This is a genomic window from Holosporales bacterium, from assembly GCA_031263535.1.
GTDB lineage: Bacteria > Pseudomonadota > Alphaproteobacteria > UBA3830 > JAIRWN01 > JAIRWN01.
Genome location: JAISFO010000013.1, coordinates 1 through 19,348 on the forward strand (window position 1 = coordinate 1; position 19,348 = coordinate 19,348).

The following is a 19,348-nucleotide window of genomic DNA, read 5'->3' on the forward strand; positions in this document are numbered from 1 at the left end:
TGGCAGGTATTTGGGCTTAGTTGCTGGGCTTTGGATCCGTTAATAAAAGACAATCTTTTGATACGTGACGCCCAATGTTGTGCGCCAGACCAGCAGCAGTGTGTGGATTTTCATGATGGGTATTTCGGGTATTTTAAGAAAGAGCCAGAGGTTGTTGCGCTTACGGCCTATGATGTTGTTTCATTTTTAATTAAGAACGATAAGGAAGGTGCGGATATTAATCAGACACACCTCGGCATAGACGGAATATATCGATTTTCTTTTAGCGAAAAGGGAGGGGCAATGGTTCAGCGCATACGTAAGATTGAACGCTTGTCTTCAGAAGTAAATGATAAATCGGTTGAATTAGAGGATCTATAAATCGAGCTGGACTTTGATAGCTTTATCTTGATAATTTATTTTAAATATTGAATAAGTATAAAGGATATTTCGCTGTGGAATGATCATGATAGGCGCAAAGCGTGCTGGAGCTAGAGAGATTATACCCCCCCCCTTCTCTCTTTAGCACTAGTGCTGAAGGGCAGCCTAGCTCTGAGCTGGGGGTAGGTATTGTGGCGATTTTAAACCGAATGATGATTTTAGCTTAAAAATAGTTCAGTTCGAAGAACTGTCTATTCTAACATACAGATCGCTGGTCGTTCAAATCTTCATGATCGATTCGGCAAATTTGCATCGATATTATTCCTAGCCTCGTTGGTAACACTCTTATCTGGCTGTTCAAGCCCGAACAAAGATTCCTTTCGCCCACATCTGTACCTAGGCGTGACCAGCAATTACTCAAGCTCAAATGCTACTCTGGAGCCAAGGTACTTCGTGCCTAATTTTTCTATAGGAGGCGCTCTACCAGCTGGCGGTTTTTTGGTAGGACGTAGTGGAATTGCCGTTGTTCCTGATGCAGCAGGAAATGTTCCTGTTCGCCCTTTCAATCAAAACGATATTATGCTTGGCAATGTAGACGGCAATCTGGCCACAAAAGCCTCAGGAATCGGTACTGGTGCAATAGTTGGCTTAGAGATGAAAGTTTTTAAGCTACGAATGTCTTTAGAAGCTGATTGCTCCACTATAAACCGCGGAGGTAAGCAAAAAGATGATCTATTTGAGAGGTTTTCTTTTGGGTTGTCATACAGGCTTGGTATAAAATTTGGCAATTATTTTACTCCATATTTGCTTGCTGGAGTAGAGTTTAATACCCTCAGGGGACGTGGTGAAAACCCGCACTTTAGGGATAGTGGAGATTATGTTTTTGGTTCAAACAACCCAGTGAATAGGGCAGTCTATCGTAATATTGATAGGCTTTTTTACAACACAGAGGGTAGCAAGATGATTCAAAATCCCCGATTGGGTTGTGGATTTGAGATAAGTTTCTTTGAGCGTTTTAAATTTAGATTTGATGCATTTTGGACTTTAAAGAGGAGATTTGCCAGTAAGTTCAGAACAGATACTATGACACCAAATGCTATTGTGGCGGGGTGGGGTTTTAGTTCATTTTACGCTGCCGAAGACACTATGATCTGCTATCACAAGAAATTCTTCACTCGCTTCGGTATTATTATGGATTTGTAGTTACTTATAACCTAAGTAATACTTAAGTCTAGCTCAGTTTGGGCTTGCTGATGCAAGGCTCGGAATCTTTGACGGCTTCCTCGATAGATGTAATACTAGTTCATCGCAGTTTTATAAACATTTAAGTAAGCTTAGCCGTAGATCTGATCTAGCGCGCCAAGGTTACGGCTCGCAGATATTAGCCTGCTAGATTATCAGTTCTGCAAACTGAAGTTTATCTAAGTAAAAACTATCACTTGGTCTAAAATCGCTAATCTTGTCTAAATAAGAATAGCTTAGATAAGCGTCAATTGGTGTAACTGACTCTAAGTTAAGAGGCTTGGCTTGATGTAGGAACATATCCAGCGAGCGAGCTTGAATATGCGCCTGCGGTCCGCAATTTTCACGTGCCATATCAGATTTACCGCCAAATCTGCTTAGATGATTATCAAACTGCGATGAACTAGTATCGCATCCGCCGAGGAAGCCATTCAGGTGTCAGAGTCGTTACTTGGCAACGCATTACTAAGTTTCTTGCTTAATTTGCTCAGATATTCGAAGAATAGGGGAATAACTCCTTGTTATATCCACATTATATCCATATCAGGTTTGCGCACACACCTGCGAGCTGCAGCCTAGAATGTATACTGAATCTTGTCACTGTAGAGAATTTAAGACCTCACCTTTGGCTTGCTACTGATTATTTGCTTATTCTGTCCTTTAATAATTAAGCTTCCATCCCGCCTAAGTATGACAAGAGGAATTCGTCGATCTTGCCGTCAAGCACCGCTTGTGCGTTGCCTTTTTCATAATTGGTTCTTAGGTCTTTAACCATCTGATATGGGTGCAGGACATAAGAGCGAATTTGGTGTCCCCAGCCGATATCAGACTTGGCAGAGTTTATTCCCTTTTGTTGTTCTTCCCGCTTCCTAAGCTCCATTTCATATATGCGGGCTCTTAGCATACTTATGGCAGTAGCCTTGTTTTTATGCTGAGACCGGTCGGTTTGACACTGAACAATAATGCCGGTTGGCATATGCGTGATCCTGACGGCGCTTTCTGTTTTGTTTATATGCTGACCGCCGGCACCAGAAGCGCGGTAAGTATCTATTTTAAGATCTTTTTCTTCAACCACGACTTCAATGTTGTCGTCGATCACTGGATACACATAAACCGAAGCAAAACTGGTGTGTCGCCTTGCGTTTGAGTCAAATGGCGATATTCTGACCAGCCGATGTACGCCTGACTCAGACTTCAGCCAGCCATAGGCCCGCGCCCCCATGATCTTTAGGGTTGATGACTTGATGCCCGCCTCTTCACCAAGACTTTCTTCAATTTGTTCAAGAGAATACCCGCGATCGCCTGCCCACATTGTATACATACGCATAAGCATTTGCGCCCAGTCTTGAGCCTCAGTGCCGCCTGCTCCAGCATGAATCTCCAAGAAGCAATCGTTACGGTCAGCCTCGCCTGACAAGAGGCTTTCCAACCGGTAAGCCTCGGACCGTCCGTAAAGATCGGTAATTATCCTTTGAGCTTCCTGCTTGGCTTCCGGATCGTCCTCTTCATCGGCCAACTCGGCCAGAGTAACAGCGTCCTTATACTCACACTCAAATGCCAGGCATTTCTTGATGTCCTGGTCAATTTGAGCGCGCTCACGCATGACCTCCTGAGCTTGCTCTGGCTTATCCCAAAGGTTTTCGTTGTCGATTTTGTGATTTAGCGCTTGCAGGCGCTGATTAAGTTTATCCCAGTCAAAGAGACCTCCGAACTATATCGATGGTATCTTTTATATGGCTTAGAGATTTTTGATATTCTTCTTGCATAACAACCTTACAATAAACGATTGTTGCCAGATTTAGTCTTCCAACTTCCTTGCCTCGGAAGCCAACATAATAGGAACGCCATTCCTGATCGGATAAGCCAATTTGGCCTGCTTGCTGACCAATTCATCATGATCCTGATCGTATTCAAGCGGGGTTTTAGTCACAGGACAGACCATAATATCCAGCAAACGCTTGTCTAACTTTTTGTCCTTTTTACTACAGCTGCTTGTTTCCAAAATACACCTCCCTTACCTAATTATTCATAGAAGCGAAAAAGTCCTGATTGCACTTTGTTTCACGAAGTTTTTCAAGCAAGAACTCCATTGCGTCGACCGTACCCATAGGCGTTACAATTCGCCTGAGAATCCACATTTTGGCCAAATCTTGCCTGTCTACCAGCAGTTCTTCTTTACGAGTACCCGATTTTGTTATGTCGATTGAAGGGAATATCCTTTTATCAGACAGCTTACGATCCAAAACAATCTCAGAGTTACCGGTTCCTTTAAACTCTTCAAATATAACCTCGTCCATGCGAGAACCCGTTTCGATAAGCGCAGTGGATATGATTGTCAACGATCCGCCTTGTTCTATATTACGCGCGGCGCCAAAGATGCGCTTCGGTCGCTGTAAAGCATTCGCGTCAACGCCGCCTGTCAGAACCTTTCCAGACGATGGGCATACGGTATTATAAGCACGCGCCAGTCTTGTAATGGAATCAAGCAGAATAACAACGTCTTTGCCATGCTCAACCAAACGCTTGGCTTTTTCGATGACCATTTCGGCGACCTGTACATGCCTTGAGGCCACCTCGTCAAAGGTAGAGCTTACTACTTCTCCCTTTACGGACCTGATCATATCGGTTACTTCCTCGGGCCTTTCATCTATCAAGAGGACGATCAGCACAACCTCAGGGCAGTTGTCGGTTATGGCCCTTGCAATATCTTGAAGCATGACAGTCTTTCCCGTACGCGGAGGGGCCACTATCAACGCGCGCTGCCCCTTGCCAAGCGGGCTTATAATTTCGATTACACGGGCCGTTATTCCCTTGTCTTTATCTTTAGACGCAATATCGCCCTCTAGTTTAAGCTTTTCCTGAGGATAAAGTGGAGTTAAGTCATCAAAGTTCACTCTGTGCCTGGCCACTTCAGGCGACGTGAAGTTAATTGTCTCTGCTTTATATAAAGCAAAATACCGCTCGCCGTCCTTTGGCGCACGTATTTGCCCTTCGACAGTGTCCCCGGTTTTCATACTGTGCTTGCGTATTTGGGATGGCGATACATAGATATCATCCGATCCAGCCAGGTAATTAGCCTCGGCCGAGCGTAAAAATCCGAACCCATCCTGAAGTATTTCCAAAACGCCTCGGCCATATATCTCTATCCCATTGGAGGCAATTTTCTTTAGGATAGCAAATACCAAGTCTTGCCTGCGCATAGAGCTGGCGTTCTCTATCTGTAAGCTTTCGGCAAACGCAAGCAGCTCCAACGGCGCTTTCGCTTTCAGTTCTTGTAAATGCATAACGGTTAGATTGTTTTAAGACAAAATGCAGTCTGTATGGCCATGATGAGCCGGTAAGCCCATATACGTCAAGTAAAAAATGAAATAAGCCCCATATAAATTAGATATGTCGCATGTTTATTTAGTATACTGTGTCGTAATTGCAACTTATTGAGGCTGGCCTACCAACACCTCAGCATCAAATATAATACGATCGCACTTAAAAACATGCTGTCCAGCCTATCCAGCAAACCACCGTGCCCTGGAATTAGGTTGCTGAAATCCTTTATGCCAAGCTTACGTTTGATGAAGGACACAAAAAGGTCTCCAATGGCTGCAGTGAATGCCAGAATTACCGATGAAGCCACATGGCGCAAAGGTCCGTCTATATCCATCGATAAAGCAAAACAGTGACTTGCAGCTATTGAACAAAACATTCCGCACAGCAAGCCTGATACAGTTTTCTTAGGACTTATGGCTGGACACAGCTTTGGGCCGCCTATCGCTCTGCCGCCCAGGAAGGCAAATGTGTCGGCAAAACAAGTCGCTATTATAAGAAAACAGACTACAGACAGGCCACATTTATCACGTAATAAAGCGAACGCTACGCTTCCCATTATTACATATGCGACGGCGCATGTTTTTATAAGGTAAACCGATTGCTGTTTACAGGATGCTACCTCGTACACGCATAGGGCACCAGCCGCAAAAGACAATAAGTACGTCCAAGCCCCGCCAAAATATATTGGACAAGCGACCGTTGCTAAAATTATCGATGCAGATATTGCTCTTTGCTTTAGCTCCTGACTTAAATGCATCGATATCCCTAAAATGATAGGCGATTTAACCGCCATTTTTTGAAAATTGCAATACGCTCGGCCTTATTACACGGCAAAACCATAAACTACTAGATATTTCTTACTTGCCGATTAATTAAGTTAGTATGCAACACGCTTTATTTTTGTATAAAAATGCCCAAGCTGTTTGATGTTTTGGTATCGGCACCAATAGACAGGCTTTATACATACTCTTGCGCTGAGGACGGTGTTATAGAGCCAGGCCAAATCGTTAAAGTACCATTTGGATCAAGAACCGCGATTGGGGTTGTCTGGTTCGTAAAAGAATCGTCCGAACTGATAAACATCAAAGAAATATCCCGCATATACGGCTATCCGCCCATCCCCCCAACAACGCTTGAATTTATTGAGAAGGTTGCCGATTACAACATCTTAGATCGCGGGGCTGTTTTGAAGATGGTTCTCAGCGAATCTACGTTATTCAAAGATATCAAGCAAAAGCCCCATGTCTGCGAAGCCTCTGTTATTCCTGAAAAGATACGGCTTACGGACGATCAGGAAAAAGCGGCTTCTTGTATCTTTGGCGCCGTTGATCAAGCCAAGTTCGCTACGTTTTGCTTAGACGGTGTAACGGGTTCGGGTAAGACAGAGACCTATCTTAAGGTATGTGAGTATGCGTTGACTAAAGGTAGACAGTGTTTGATTTTGCTGCCAGAAATCTCGCTTACCCCTCAAATGGTCGACAGGCTGAAAAAGTATTTTGGCATACCGCCGCTTATCTGGCATTCATCCGTTACGCCGAAAAACAGAAGAAATACTTGGTTAAAGGCGCTGAACGGCGAAGTCGGCATAACAATTGCCGCTCGGTCGGGCCTGTTCCTCCCTTTCAGTAATTTAGGCCTTATCGTAGTGGATGAAGAGCATGACCCCTCGTACAAACAGGAAGAAGGCACAATATATAACGCCCGCGATATGGCCGTTCTTAGGGCCAAGATCCTTGGGATACCAGCGGTATTGTCGTCGGCCACGCCTTCTGTAGAAACCGTCAACAACTGTTTGATCGGTAAATATACAAAGCTGCAGTTGCCGATTAGGTTTTCAAAAGTTCAAATGCCAGAGATAGATATTGTCAATATGCGCGGCTTCGGCTGCAAGGGAAATGAGTATATCTCGGACGTACTTCTGTCTGAAATTAAAGCCGCAATTGGCCTGAACAGACAGGCGCTTTTATACATAAACAGGCGAGGATTCGCGCCGATTACCTTATGCAACAAGTGCGGCCGTCGCATTCAGTGTCCGAACTGCACCAGCTGGCTGGTAGAACATAAAAATTACAAAATCCTGACGTGTCACTACTGCGGGCATCAATTGCCAAAGCCATCATTGTGCCCACAGTGCGGTGAGGACGGCTTGTTTGCCTTTGGCGCTGGGGTTGAGCGTATTCAGCGAGAGCTTGCCGATAAACTTCCTTCTGCCAGAATTGTCGTTGCATCATCCGACACCGTGCCAACAGTTCAAAGAATGCAACAGCTTTACGACGACATCGTAAACCATCGCTGCGATGTTATAGTTGGCACGCAAATTTTCTCAAAAGGCCATCATTTTCCGGATATATCTTTGGTTGGCGTGATTGACGCCGATGCTGGCCTTATGGGAAGCGATCCCCGCGCTTCAGAGCAAACTTACCAGGCCATTCAACAAGTGTCTGGTCGCGCAGGCCGGGCCCAAGTACGCGGTAAAGTACTGCTTCAGACCTACAGCCCTGACACCCCCCTTTTTAAGGCGCTTAAGGAATACAACAGCGAAGAGTTTTTTAGGCTGGAAATGCACAGCCGCAAAGTCAGCCAACTTCCACCATATGCCAGACTTGCTGCAATTATTATGTCGTCAAACGACGCAAAACAAGTTGAGGAATTCGCGAAAAAGATAGTCGCATCCACGCCTTCGGCCAACGCAAAGGCTTCATCTTTGCAAATACTTGGCCCAGCTCCTGCGGCTATGGCCAGGCTGCAAGGTCGTAATCGTTGGCGCATTTTGCTGCGCGCGGTCAGGCACTATGACATACAGTCATACATAAGGGCCTGGCTTAAAGCCACAAAAGTTCCATCATCTATAAGGCTAACCATAGACATTGATCCATATAACCTTTGGTTTTGATGTGCCTTATGGCGCTTTGAATGCGGCGACAAGTTCCTGCTCAGCTTCCTTCAAAGACAAAGTCTTTTGATTATCGTTGTCGCCAAGCCATCTGGTAGTTATCGCCTGATTTTCCTCTTCCTTTGGCCCAAGCATAACCATAAGCGGGATTTTTGCGACAGAATGCTCACGTATTTTGTATTTTGCGCTTTCCGAACGCAGGTCAGCCTGACACCTGATGCCACGGTCTTGCAGTACTTGTGCGACTTTTTCTGCATAGCCGTTAGTATCAGTCATCACCGGAATAATCATCGCCTGCACCGGCATAAGCCACTTTGGAAGCTTGCCAGCATAATGTTCCAGCAGAATACCGATAAACCGCTCTAAAGACCCGAGAATAGCCCGATGCAACATTATCGGTCTGTGCCTGTTGCCGTCTTCACCCATATACTCTACGGAAAGCCTCTCTGGCAAAACCATGTCCATCTGCAAAGTTCCGCATTGCCAATAGCGACCTAAAGCATCGTTCAAACCAAACTCAATCTTTGGCCCATAGAACGCCCCCTCTCCAGGGCTGTATTCAAAATCAAGTCCTGTTCCCTTTATGGCGTCCTTAAGCGCCTTTTCTGCCGTATCCCAGGTTGCATCATCGCCAGCGCGCACCTTAGGCCTGTCGGCAAATTTTATAAAAATCTCATTAAAGCCAAGATCTTTATAGACAGACATCAATAAATCGCAAAAATCCTGGACTTCACTGGCTATCTGCTCGATCGTACAGAATATATGGCCATCGTCTTGCACGAAGGATCGCACACGCATAAGGCCATAAAGTGAGCCAGATGGCTCATTCCGGTGGCACACGCCAAATTCGGCAACCCTGTACGGCAATTGGCGATAGCTTCTTAGGCCTTGATTGAATATTTGTATATGCCCTGGGCAGTTCATCGGCTTTACGGCCAGAACACGCTTTTCGGATTCCGCTATAAACATTGCGTCGCGGTATTTCTCCCAATGGCCGGATTTCTCCCACAGCGAGCGGTCTATCAGATGCGGTGTTTTGACCTCTTTGTATCCGTGCCTGGTGATGCGCTTACGTATAAAATCCTCTAAAAGCCTGAACAAAGTACATCCGTTCGGATGCCAGAAGATCGACCCCACAGCCTCTTCTTGTATATGGAAAAGGTCCATTTCACGGCCAAGCTTGTGGTGATCTCGGGCTTCGGCTTCTTCAAGGCGCTTAACATACAGGTCAAGCGCGGCTTTGGTCGCCCAGGCTGTACCATATATCCTTTGCAGCATGGGTTTAGAGGAATCTCCGCGCCAATAAGCGCCAGATACCTTTGTCAGCTTAAAATGGCTTAGAATGTCCCCAGCGACCGGTACATGTGGCCCGCGACACAAGTCTGTAAAGTCGCCGTGGCTGTATGTAGATATGACCGCATCTAAGGGCAGGTCGTTAATAAGCTCAATCTTAAAGTCCTCATTTTGCTTTTTAAATAAATCGACGGCTTCTTTGCGACTCAGCTCTTGCCTAACGAACGGGGCCTTGCGTTTAAGTATCTCATGCATACGAGCCTCGATCAGCTCGATAGTTTCCGGGGTAAACGGCTCTTTGCTGTAAAAGTCGTAATAAAATCCGTCATTTATGGCCGGGCCAATGGCAACTTTAGCTTCTGGATACAGCTCTTTTACAGCAGATGCCAACAGATGAGCGCAACTATGGCGAATAAGCTCAAGGCCTTTTGGGCTGTCCGATGTGATAAAATGTAACTTCTGTGCAGTCGAATCAGCGTGAGCGCAATCACCTTCGCAGTCCGTAATGACACGTGTATCTTCAGTGATGATATGGGCCAAATCAAACGCCGTGCCGTCAACCTCAACAGCTAAAGCGTTGGCGCGAAGCGGCAGCATCTCTGCTATTCTGCTTCCAGAAACCCCATCAGCAAAGCACTCACACCTTCCGTCAGGAAGAAACACTTTCATCTTCTAGCTCCACGATCAGTGCGAGTTAATCTATCAAAGCCGCCGCATTCAGTACAGCAGAAATGCTTTTTGGGACTGATAACTGAAGGTATAGAGGCTCTCAATAATGTAGTGGCCACAGAAAGCCTGAACATTTCAAACTTTCATTGTAGCGTTTAGTTGTTTTCTAGGTGGGGCTTGTAAGATAGTACTGAATTGTGAGGCTCTACCAAGCATGTTTCCGCCCCTCCCCCAATTGACAATAAAAATTTAAATGCCATACCTTCGCTTGCCAACCCTTCACGAAAGTGCATCGGCGCGAATTATTTTATGCAGTGTATTTTATACGAACCAAGCCTTGGTTTTCAGCCGGAAAAGTAAAAAAATGTCATCAGATTAAAAAAATCATCAACTAAAAAGGATTTTTATTTATACTCACCCTTAGTTGTTTTTTAAGGAGATAAAAATGAATCGTTTTTTGAAAAGTATACTTTGCTTGTCGGCAGGGCTGATTGTATCTGATTCTAACGCTGCGCTTGTTCCGTCTTCACCAGAGGCAGAAGATGCTGCCCCACGTCACGGCCGATTCATTTGGTCAGGATTTGAAGGCAATGCATTAATGATAAGTTTAGGTAGAGGACGCCACTGGCAGTCAAAAGACTGGGGCGAGTGTGTAGTTGCAAAGGGGGAGGGGGCACCTTACCCTGGAACTGTAAATGTAGATATTGAAGCAGTCGCTTATGGAGGAGGGCTGTTTGTTGCAGTGGGAACAGGCTATGTACATTATCCTCATCAACTACATAATGGCGTAATCTTCACAAGCCCAAATGGAATAAATTGGACGCAACAACGGCTTCCGGCCCTTGAAGCAGAACACCCTCATACAATCACTTATGGATATGACCAGAACGGAAATGGCATGTTTGTTGTGGCAGGATTAGTTTCCGGCAAGAAAAGATGTGCAGTCTTTATTAGCCAGACTGGAATTGGTGATTGGAAGCGAGTTGAATTAGGTGATATAGACTTTCAAGGTATCCTATGGGGAAGCGTTTACGGAGCAGGACGGTTTATTATATCAGGGCATAACAACAGAGTCTTCTTAACCAGCCCAAATGGATTCGACTGGACATCGCATAGTTTGCCTATCATTGCTGATTCAGATTGTGATCACATTGATAAAATTATTTTTGGTAATGGGATATTTGTTGCTATCGGAATGCAAAAATTACGTTTAATTTCCTTCGAAGGGGATTTTTCTCTCGAATCTTGTTATGTAGACTCCCATATAATATTAACCGGCAGAGACGGGATTAGTTGGGAACAAATACTGCTGAAGCCTTTAGTTAATAAAGGAAGTATGAATATGCAAAGAGAAATCGCCTTTGGCAATGGTAAATTTGTCGTAGTGGGCGGTCAAGAAACAGCAGTCAGCGAAGACGGGATTAATTGGACACAAAGCCCGATGATTGATCCAGGTCATCATTGTTATAATTGGAATAGGTTAACGTCGATTGCTTTTGGCAACGGTGAATTTGTCGCAACAGGATGTTGTTATTTTAGAGCTAATAAGCAGGCAACTGAAAATCTGCAGCGTCATTGGACGATGATTAGCCAAGATGGAACGCATTGGCAGATGGGAGGAACGCTTAATGATACATTTCGTAATTACGATCCGAGAATCGTATACGGCGGAGGGGAGTAATTAAAATATTGATAACCTGAAAACTAACCACCCGCTGTATTCAGTAGGTGTTTTTTTTACTTACACTTCTTTAGGCGGATTTCATTTACAACTGAATTTCCAGCACGTAGATACTAGCTTGCAAGGGCCTAAGAGAAAGCCAGAGTTAGAAATGCGAAGTTCGCCGTAGTTTTATTGCTGCATTATTGAAGATCTCTATACCCTCAGTTATCAGCCTCTGCTTTAGGCATTCGCTTTGATTAAACTAGATTCTAAAGGCGGTTTAGATCAACACGACTTGTCGTGTTTACGGATGAACTCAGTTATCACTGGGGCGATAATGCCGCGCCATTTGCTGCCGGAAAATACGCCATAGTGACCTACGCCAGGCTGCACAAAAGACTGTTTGTTTTTAGCCGGTATATTAGGGCACAGATCATGAGCCGCGTACGTCTGGCCAAGCGCCGATATATCATCGCGCTCTCCCTCCACTGTCAGAAGTGCAGTTTTGGTTATCTTCTTGGGATCTATTAACTTGCCTTTGTATTTCATAATACCGCGAGCAAATTCGTACTTCTTAAAAACTTTATCGACGGTTTCTATAAAGAAATTGGCGTCCATATCCATGGGCGTCAGGTACTCATCATAAAACTCGCGATGTTTTATCTGTCCCTTGTCATTTCCTTCAATACAATCGACCAAATACTGCATATGTGCATCAAAGTGCTTGTGCGGATTCATACTGATAAAGGCCATAATCTGGATAAAACCAGGGTAAACTCGTCGTCCTACGCCCGGAAATCCAGCGGGCACAATCTGTATAAGATTGTTTTTAAACCATTCGATAGAGAATGACTCGGCGAACCTGTTGACCATTGTTGGGTTTCTTCTGGGATCCACCGGCCCGCCCATTAGGGTGAGTGAAGCCGGCGCGCAAGGATCGTTTGCTGCGCTCATAATCGCGCACACAGCTAAGCCCTGGACAACAGGCTGACACACCGCCATTACGTGCGCCCCCGGCCCCATTTTTTGCAAAAAGCTTATGATATAGGAATTATATTCATCTAAATCGAATGTACCCAAGCTTAACGGAACCATATTGGCGCTTATCCAGTCAGTTATGTACACATTGTGATCCACCAACATGCGCTTCACAGTGTCACGCAGAAGACTAGCAAAATGCCCAGAAATCGGCGCGATGATAAGCACCTTTGGCCTGCGATTTTTCATTCCTTGGACTTTAAAGTGTAAAAGATTGCCGAACGGTCGCGCGAGGGCTATTTCCTCAGTTACAGTGTACTCTTGGGATTCAATAACCGTCTTGGTTATGTTAAATGCGGGTTTTTTGATCTCTCGCGTAACCCTAGCAAAAATGTCAAGCAAACCAAGCGTGCCTGATACCTGCGGTTTGCGCAGTTGCTTTTCCGGCAGCAAGGGCAAAGCCCGCCCCAGCACGCCGGCGGCGGTTCTTATCGGCTTAATTAATTCCGCTTGCAGTTTTTTTAATTGATATATCAACTTGGTGACGATTATCTTATATACTTATATGAAAGCATATCGTAGTTAATAAACAGCTAATTTGACAAATAGAGATCGATTATTTTTGTGGTAGCGTCCTAAATATAAAGGGGTATTGTTATGTCAATTTGCAAAAATCAGAAAGATGATCCGGCTACAGTCGCCAGATTTAAAAAGCTAGTTGAGCTTGCTAAAACATCGGCGCATCAGATTTCTGCCCAATTTAGGATCCCAGAATTTGTAGTTAGTGCTTGGATAGATGGGGGCATTTGCATTAATCAGAAAACGTCTGAGCGCCTGGTTGATATTTTTGCTAAACTCGGGGTGTATTTTGAGTCAAATTGGCTGCTGCATGGCAATGGTCCTGAGCCTGCTTTAGGGCAAAAGCCAATAAAAAAAAGCAACAGATTTAAGCGACGCAAGGCCAATATTGATCCACTGAATCGCATTGCCCCCATACTTGAAGCAAAGTATTTTGCCGAGACCAACCCTGGCGGCATTGTCTACGTTGTATCTAGCCGCAAGATGGAGCCTATCTACGACTTAGGCGGCTATGTGGGAACTGTGCCAGTGCCGCTTGAGGATATAGAGTCTTTTGTTGGGTCCAATATAGTCATGGAAACCAGCGATGGTATAGAGGTGTGCCGTCTTAGCAAAAGAAAAGACATGTATATGCAAGAATTTTTCCTTGAATCGCTGTCGGTCCGGGATCGACTTTTGAAATTAGAAGAGATTAAAAAAATCAGATTGATAGTGTGGTACAGAAGTGGTAGGGTGTTTACAGACTCCTCCCATAAAATTTGTTTAAGGAAACACCTACTTGATTAAGTTAAATATACAAAAATCCCCAGGCTATATTGTCAAAAGAGACGGCTCATCTATTCCGTTTGAGAGGGATAGAATTCTAAAGGCGATCGTCAAAGCTGGCGCGGCAACAAAAGAGTTCGATGAAAACGAAGCCAGCCTTTTAACCACGTTGGTCATGAAGGTGATCGATGTGCGCTTCGAAAAAAGGTATCCTTCTATCGAAGAGGTTCAGGATATCGTCGAACAGACGCTGATATCCTCTAATCACTTCAAAACAGCCAGAGCTTACATAGTTTATCGTGAACAGCACAAAAGGCTGCGTCAGGACAAACGGGCTATGGTCGACGCGGTTGCTTCGGTGAATGAATATGTAGATAAGCTTGATTGGCGCGTGCAGGCCAATGCTAATCAAGGCTATTCGCTTGGTGGCTTAATCCTTAATGTATCTGGCAAGGTTGTCGCAAACTATTGGTTAAACCAAGTATATCCTGAGGAAGTTTCGGCCGCTCATAAGGATGGCAGCGTCCATATCCACGACCTAGACATGTTGTCTGGATATTGTGCCGGCTGGTCTTTAAGAAGTTTGCTGAATGAAGGATTTAATGGCGTGCCAGGCAAGGCAGAAGCCAATCCGCCTAAACATCTCTCTGCTGCGATTGGTCAGATGGTTAATTTCCTTGGAACGCTTCAGAATGAATGGGCTGGGGCTCAGGCGTTCAGCTCAGCCGACACTTATTTGGCGCCATTTATTCGTATTGATAATTTATCTTATGAACAAGTTCGCCAAGGAATTCAGGAATTGGTGTACAACCTTAATGTTCCGTCAAGGTGGGGAACTCAGACGCCATTTACCAACCTAACGTTTGACTTGGTTTGCCCGGATGACATTAAGGATCAAGTGCCGTTGATTGGCGGTAAAGAGGTCGATTTCAAGTACGGCGAGCTCCAAAAAGAAATGGACATGATCAACAAGGCATATATCGAAACCATGATTGCTGGCGATGCAAAAGGCCGCGTTTTCACGTTTCCTATACCGACCTATAACGTTACGTCAGATTTTCCCTGGGACAGTGAGATTGCCGATTTGCTGTTTGAGATGACGGCCAAGTACGGCTCGCCCTACTTCCAAAACTTTATAAACTCGGACCTAAAGCCAAATATGATAAGAAGTATGTGCTGCAGGCTGCAACTTGATCTGCGCGAGCTGCTGAAGCGTGGTAACAGCTTGTTTGGCTCTGCCGAGCAAACCGGCTCTGTCGGCGTGGTCACCATCAACTGCGCTAGGTTGGGGTACTTGCATAAGGGCGATGAGGCTGGAATGCTTAACCGTTTGTCTGAGCTTATGGAGCTTGCGAAGGTAAGTTTGGAAATAAAGCGAAAAGTTGTCCAAAGATATATGGATGGGGGGCTGTTTCCTTTTACCAAAAGGTACTTGGGCACATTCAAAAATCATTTCTCTACTATCGGGGTGAATGGCATAAACGAGATGATTCGTAACTTCACGGACGATAAAGAGAATGTTTTCACTAAGGACGGCTTGGCCTTGGCGCATAGGGTTCTTGATTTTGCTAGGAGCAAGCTGATCGAGTTTCAAACCGAAACTGGAACAATGTATAACCTTGAAGCTACGCCAGCCGAAGGATGCACTTATCGTTTTGCAAAAGAGGACAAGAAGCGGTTTGCCGATATAATACAGGCTGGGGAAGGGTTCGGTGCGCCATATTATACAAATTCATCACAGCTTCCGGCAAGCGCTACGGATGATGTTTTTGAAGCTCTTGACAACCAAAGTGATTTACAGCGAAAATATACGGGCGGGACTGTTTTGCATGTTTATATGAAGGAAAGGGTTTCCTCGTCGGCTGCATGCAAAGAGCTTGTTAAGAAAATATTAACAAACTATAAGTTACCGTATATCACGATCACGCCGTCGTTTTCTGTGTGTCCAAAGCATGGGTATATGACGGGTGAGTATAAGTTCTGTCCGCATTGTGATGAAGAAATTTTGTCTGGCAGACTGAACAGTAAGCCGATTTAGTTGTGTTAATTTTAGGGAGTAGTGAATTATGACTGAAAATAAAGCTGGTTGTGTTAATTGCTGTGAAGGTTGTGCTTTGAGGGATGAGGAAAGGCAGCCTTGTGAGATGTGGACTAGGGTTATGGGATATTATCGTCCTGTAAGCGAGTTTAACTGCGGTAAGAAAAGCGAACAGGCCGAAAGAGTCTGCTTCGCAGAAAAGTAAAAGCTCACGCCAGATTAAATAAGCTTAATAGTTTTATGATTAGGCGATGGTTTTCTGTTTAGAAAGAACTCGATTTACAGAATCGTAATTATCATAAAAATCTGGTGACAACCCGCCTTTTGCCGTTCTTAGAACAGTAAGGGCGGGTTGTTGTTTTAAGGATGTCTTTAAGTATTAGTCAGATTACTCTCTCCCAGCTTGGGCTTACTGACGCAAGGCTCGCAAGCCTTGCTGGGTTCCTCGATTGTCAGTTCTGCGAACTGAACTGCCTCTCTTTTAGAATTAATGACAGGTGCTGGATTGTCCCTTAATTGCTTACTGTTATTTTTAATTAGGAAATTCTTTGAGCTTCTAAGCCACCTTGGGCATTCAGAAAACTGCGCTGGCTCAGTATTATATCCATCGAGCAAACCTGCGTATGCGCTTGCGAGCCGCAGCCTTGGCGCGCCATATCAGACTGGCCGCCAAACTTGCTTAGATGGTTATCAAGCTGCGATGATGCAGTATTACACTCGCCAAGCAGACCGTTGCGACTTTTTGAATTAACGCATCTTTAACAATGTATCGCAGTACTAGACAGACCCTCGCACATACCATTCCTTACAAATGGCAGTGGCAATTCAATCTGAGTTAGTTGAGAGAGAGGTTGGTTTAGACTTTGACTTAAGGAGCTTAATATTGATTATATGGCTAGTCGGGGGGGGTGTTTTTGTGGCGCGCAAGTATAACTACTCAATTATAGTCTACTAGGCTGATGATTATATCAACAGTTAAAGGTTGCAAAACGCCGCCAAGATATGGAACTGTCTATGAATTTAATGCTCGTGAAGCTATCTTCGATTAATCTCTTTTAAATTAGCTATCTTGACTGTGTAGTGATATTCGTGTAAAAACTAATTCCATAAGCGTTCTCATTTTGCGTGCAAAGAACAAATGTCTGTAAAAATACGTTTGGCCAGGTTTGGAACCAAAAAAGTCCCGTGCTATAAGGTCGTGGTAGCAGATTCTCGTTGTTCCCGTGATGGCAGGTTTATAGAATCGGTTGGGTCTTATAATCCGCTGTTGCCTGATAATGACGCAAAGCGTGTTACGTTGCTAGAAGATAGGCTTAAGTATTGGCTTTCGAATGGTGCCAAGCCCAGCGATAGAGTTGCTTTATTCTTGGGCAAAGCTGGCATTGCTCCTATGCCTAAGATAACACCCAAAAAGCCAAAATCAAAGAAGACTGAGACGTCTAAAGAGGCTTCTTAAATATTAGAGGCTTCTTAAATATTGACGATTTATTGATAGGCTAGTAAGTACTTGCAATGTTTCTTTAGGCTGTGAATAGCAGAGATGAAAGATAGATAGCAAGTCAGTGATAATCTTAAAAGTCTCTGCATCGGCAAAGCTTAATAATACGCAGCAGAAGCTGCGGCTCGCAGGCGCATACAGAGGCTTGCTCGATGGATGTATTTCTACATCAGACAAATTCTATCAACTTAAAGCAGTTTCGTCAGTGGAGGGTAATATGAGTAAAAATAAATCATCACCATTTCTAGAATATCTGAGCAAATTAAGTAAGAAATTCAGCTGTACGTCGCTGAAGCGACGGCTCGGAGGTCGAAAGGACCTCTTCGATGGATGTAATACTAGTTCATCTCAGCTTTATAAACATTTAAGTATGCTTAGCTGTAGTTTTTATATGATGCAGCAGGAGCCGCAACTCGCAGGCATAAATACAGCCTGCTCGGCGGATTAGCCAAACGTATACATTTGATAATACAAATATCTAATATTTTCAATTTGGCTAAAAAGGAGGCATAGATATGTTTTCAGCTCGATCATTCAGTTCATAGAATTGGCAAGCTTTATTTATAAGTCAAACCTTCGTTTGGACAAACTTTGCAATTTCAGATTAGGCGATGATTCTCATTTAGAAAGAACTCGATTCGTAGAATCGGTAATCGAGCAGGCTAGTGCCTGCGAGGCCTTGCGTCAACAAGCCCAAGCTGGGCAAGATCCAAGTATTGTTTAGCTTGTCAAGGGAAGATAACGTAGAGGCAAAATCTCAAAAACATCTACTGCAGCAAAGCCTAATGCTACGTCGCTAAGACTTCGGCGCGGAGGTCGAAGGCCCCCCCCCTCCATTGCTAATTCCAATGTGAAGACGCATGGTCGGCAATTGCGCCTATGGCATCAGCAGCTCTTTGTCGTGTTTGCTCACCCAAGGTTCTAAGCTCGTGATCCAGACCTGGATAGTTGCCGTTACTTATAATGTCGCCTGGATATCTTGGCGGAGTGGAAACCGCCATGGCATTTTCGAGAGCTGTCCTCGATGCAGGAGACAGCTGTTTATGTATCTTAATCAAGCTGGCAACATGATCATAAACAGGATCAATCGGCTTATGGTTAATACAAGAGCTAGCAGCTTTAGCCATAGGATGATTTATATCCATAACTATAGCCCACGCATCACTTGCCGACAGCGCTGTTATACCTAATCCTACAATCCCACAATACCCAAGGCATCCTGCGACTACTGCACCGGAGGCTGCCAACTTATTAAAACTCAACTTTTCCTTAGACATATAATTTTTCCTCTTAAACAACTAAGTTCTAAGCCACCCTGGCCCAGATTCACCTTAGAGCCACTATCGACTTAATTATAATCGTATATTATTTTTGTTAAAATTTTAATAATAAAATGTGTAAAAGACAATTGCCTAACCAAAAAGGCAAAACATCCTTTGTTCAGATGGATAATCAAGGATAACGTTCTACAGAATGTTGGCTGCATAAATACTTACCTCAAACGATGGTCATAAGAATCACTCTGCAGAGTGTTGCTTCGGTTGTAGGGCTAATAGCAACAACTTAGTGCATGGTTGCCGAGCGTCCAGAGCCAAAGTAGCCAACGGCCTCTGGCGCATCCGATATGGGCGGCATGGGCGGTGGATATGATTTCTAAAAACTGCTAGAAGATTTTTAATAGTTTGGCATTACCAGGCACAACTTGTGTCGTGCTTTTTTAGCGTTAGTTTTCTTTGATGAAAGGGAAAGTTTACTCTACGCTCCAAACTACCTTACTAATGGTACAAAATGAAAACATAGATTGATTTGTGCTATTATTATGCCTCACAGTAAACCTAATTTATGAACCCCTGGCGCGCTTGCTAAAGCAATCATTCGTCTTGCCGAAGATTCGGGCTTAAGGCTAACTCTCGCATCTAACGTTTACAACTATGTCAAGGAAAGCTATGCTTCTGCGGTAGTTAAGCAACAGATTATGGATTTGGTTGGCAATTTGCTGACAACAGCTTAGCCAAGCCTCTTGCATACATATTTTGCTAATGACGT

General features: G+C 44.3%; 14 protein-coding genes and 1 pseudogene. 7 read left to right on the top strand and 8 right to left on the bottom strand.

Annotated features, from left to right (window positions below; all coding sequences use genetic code 11):
* A partial coding sequence (locus tag LBL30_01185; protein ID MDR1031721.1) for a hypothetical protein occupies positions 1 to 360 on the top strand: 360 nt, incomplete at its 5' end.
* Between the two features lie 333 nt (positions 361 to 693).
* Positions 694 to 1,563 carry a hypothetical protein gene (locus LBL30_01190; GenBank protein MDR1031722.1) on the top strand — a complete coding sequence of 290 codons (870 nt, stop codon included), beginning with the start codon at positions 694 to 696 and terminating at the stop codon, positions 1,561 to 1,563.
* Between the two features lie 186 nt (positions 1,564 to 1,749).
* On the opposite strand, the gene LBL30_01195 is transcribed toward LBL30_01190, so the two are convergent.
* The 5 genes from LBL30_01195 to LBL30_01215 all read right to left on the bottom strand — a co-directional run bounded on the left by LBL30_01195 (position 1,750) and on the right by LBL30_01215 (position 5,683).
* Positions 1,750 to 1,956, bottom strand: coding sequence for a hypothetical protein (locus LBL30_01195; GenBank protein MDR1031723.1), 207 nt, complete (start codon positions 1,954 to 1,956; stop codon positions 1,750 to 1,752).
* Positions 1,957 to 2,269: 313 nt separating this feature from the next.
* Positions 2,270 to 3,368 (bottom strand): peptide chain release factor 2 gene (gene prfB, locus LBL30_01200; protein ID MDR1031724.1). Its coding sequence is split into 2 segments (ribosomal slippage): positions 2,270 to 3,298 and positions 3,300 to 3,368, totalling 1,098 coding nucleotides; the frame shifts between segments, so codons are not numbered across the junction.
* A gap of 32 nt (positions 3,369 to 3,400) precedes the next feature.
* The gene (locus LBL30_01205) at positions 3,401 to 3,604 is read right to left on the bottom strand and encodes a Trm112 family protein (protein ID MDR1031725.1); all 204 of its coding nucleotides are present in this window, start codon (positions 3,602 to 3,604) and stop codon (positions 3,401 to 3,403) included.
* Positions 3,605 to 3,620: 16 nt separating this feature from the next.
* The gene (gene rho / locus LBL30_01210) at positions 3,621 to 4,886 is read right to left on the bottom strand and encodes a transcription termination factor Rho (GenBank protein ID MDR1031726.1); all 1,266 of its coding nucleotides are present in this window, start codon (positions 4,884 to 4,886) and stop codon (positions 3,621 to 3,623) included.
* Between the two features lie 161 nt (positions 4,887 to 5,047).
* The gene (locus LBL30_01215) at positions 5,048 to 5,683 is read right to left on the bottom strand and encodes a phosphatidate cytidylyltransferase (protein ID MDR1031727.1); all 636 of its coding nucleotides are present in this window, start codon (positions 5,681 to 5,683) and stop codon (positions 5,048 to 5,050) included.
* A gap of 153 nt (positions 5,684 to 5,836) precedes the next feature.
* Here LBL30_01215 and priA point away from each other — a divergent pair, with 153 nt between their 5' ends.
* On the top strand, positions 5,837 to 7,819 hold the full coding sequence (priA, locus tag LBL30_01220) for a primosomal protein N' (GenBank protein MDR1031728.1): 1,983 nt from the start codon (positions 5,837 to 5,839) through the stop codon (positions 7,817 to 7,819).
* Positions 7,820 to 7,825: 6 nt separating this feature from the next.
* On the opposite strand, the gene thrS is transcribed toward priA, so the two are convergent.
* Entirely contained in the window at positions 7,826 to 9,781 is a 1,956-nt protein-coding gene (gene thrS / locus LBL30_01225) for a threonine--tRNA ligase (GenBank protein MDR1031729.1), read from the bottom strand.
* Positions 9,782 to 10,226: 445 nt separating this feature from the next.
* Here thrS and LBL30_01230 point away from each other — a divergent pair, with 445 nt between their 5' ends.
* On the top strand, positions 10,227 to 11,462 hold the full coding sequence (locus LBL30_01230; GenBank protein ID MDR1031730.1) for a hypothetical protein: 1,236 nt from the start codon (positions 10,227 to 10,229) through the stop codon (positions 11,460 to 11,462).
* A 267-nt stretch (positions 11,463 to 11,729) separates the two neighbouring features.
* On the opposite strand, the gene phaZ is transcribed toward LBL30_01230, so the two are convergent.
* The gene (gene phaZ, locus LBL30_01235) at positions 11,730 to 12,959 is read right to left on the bottom strand and encodes a polyhydroxyalkanoate depolymerase (GenBank protein ID MDR1031731.1); all 1,230 of its coding nucleotides are present in this window, start codon (positions 12,957 to 12,959) and stop codon (positions 11,730 to 11,732) included.
* A 120-nt stretch (positions 12,960 to 13,079) separates the two neighbouring features.
* On the opposite strand from phaZ, the gene LBL30_01240 reads away from it, so the two are divergent.
* The 3 genes and pseudogenes from LBL30_01240 to rpsP all read left to right on the top strand — a co-directional run bounded on the left by LBL30_01240 (position 13,080) and on the right by rpsP (position 17,260).
* Positions 13,080 to 13,787, top strand: coding sequence for a hypothetical protein (locus tag LBL30_01240; GenBank protein ID MDR1031732.1), 708 nt, complete (start codon positions 13,080 to 13,082; stop codon positions 13,785 to 13,787).
* Positions 13,780 to 16,009, top strand: a pseudogene (locus tag LBL30_01245) (ribonucleoside triphosphate reductase). The gene LBL30_01240 and the pseudogene LBL30_01245 overlap by 8 nt, the downstream one beginning before the upstream one ends.
* A 933-nt stretch (positions 16,010 to 16,942) precedes the next feature.
* A complete protein-coding gene (gene rpsP / locus LBL30_01250) occupies positions 16,943 to 17,260 on the top strand; it encodes a 30S ribosomal protein S16 (GenBank protein ID MDR1031733.1) in 318 nt (105 codons plus the stop codon).
* A gap of 881 nt (positions 17,261 to 18,141) precedes the next feature.
* Here the strand turns inward: rpsP and LBL30_01255 are convergent.
* A complete protein-coding gene (locus LBL30_01255) occupies positions 18,142 to 18,579 on the bottom strand; it encodes a hypothetical protein (GenBank protein MDR1031734.1) in 438 nt (145 codons plus the stop codon).
* Positions 18,580 to 19,348: the final 769 nt, after the last annotated feature.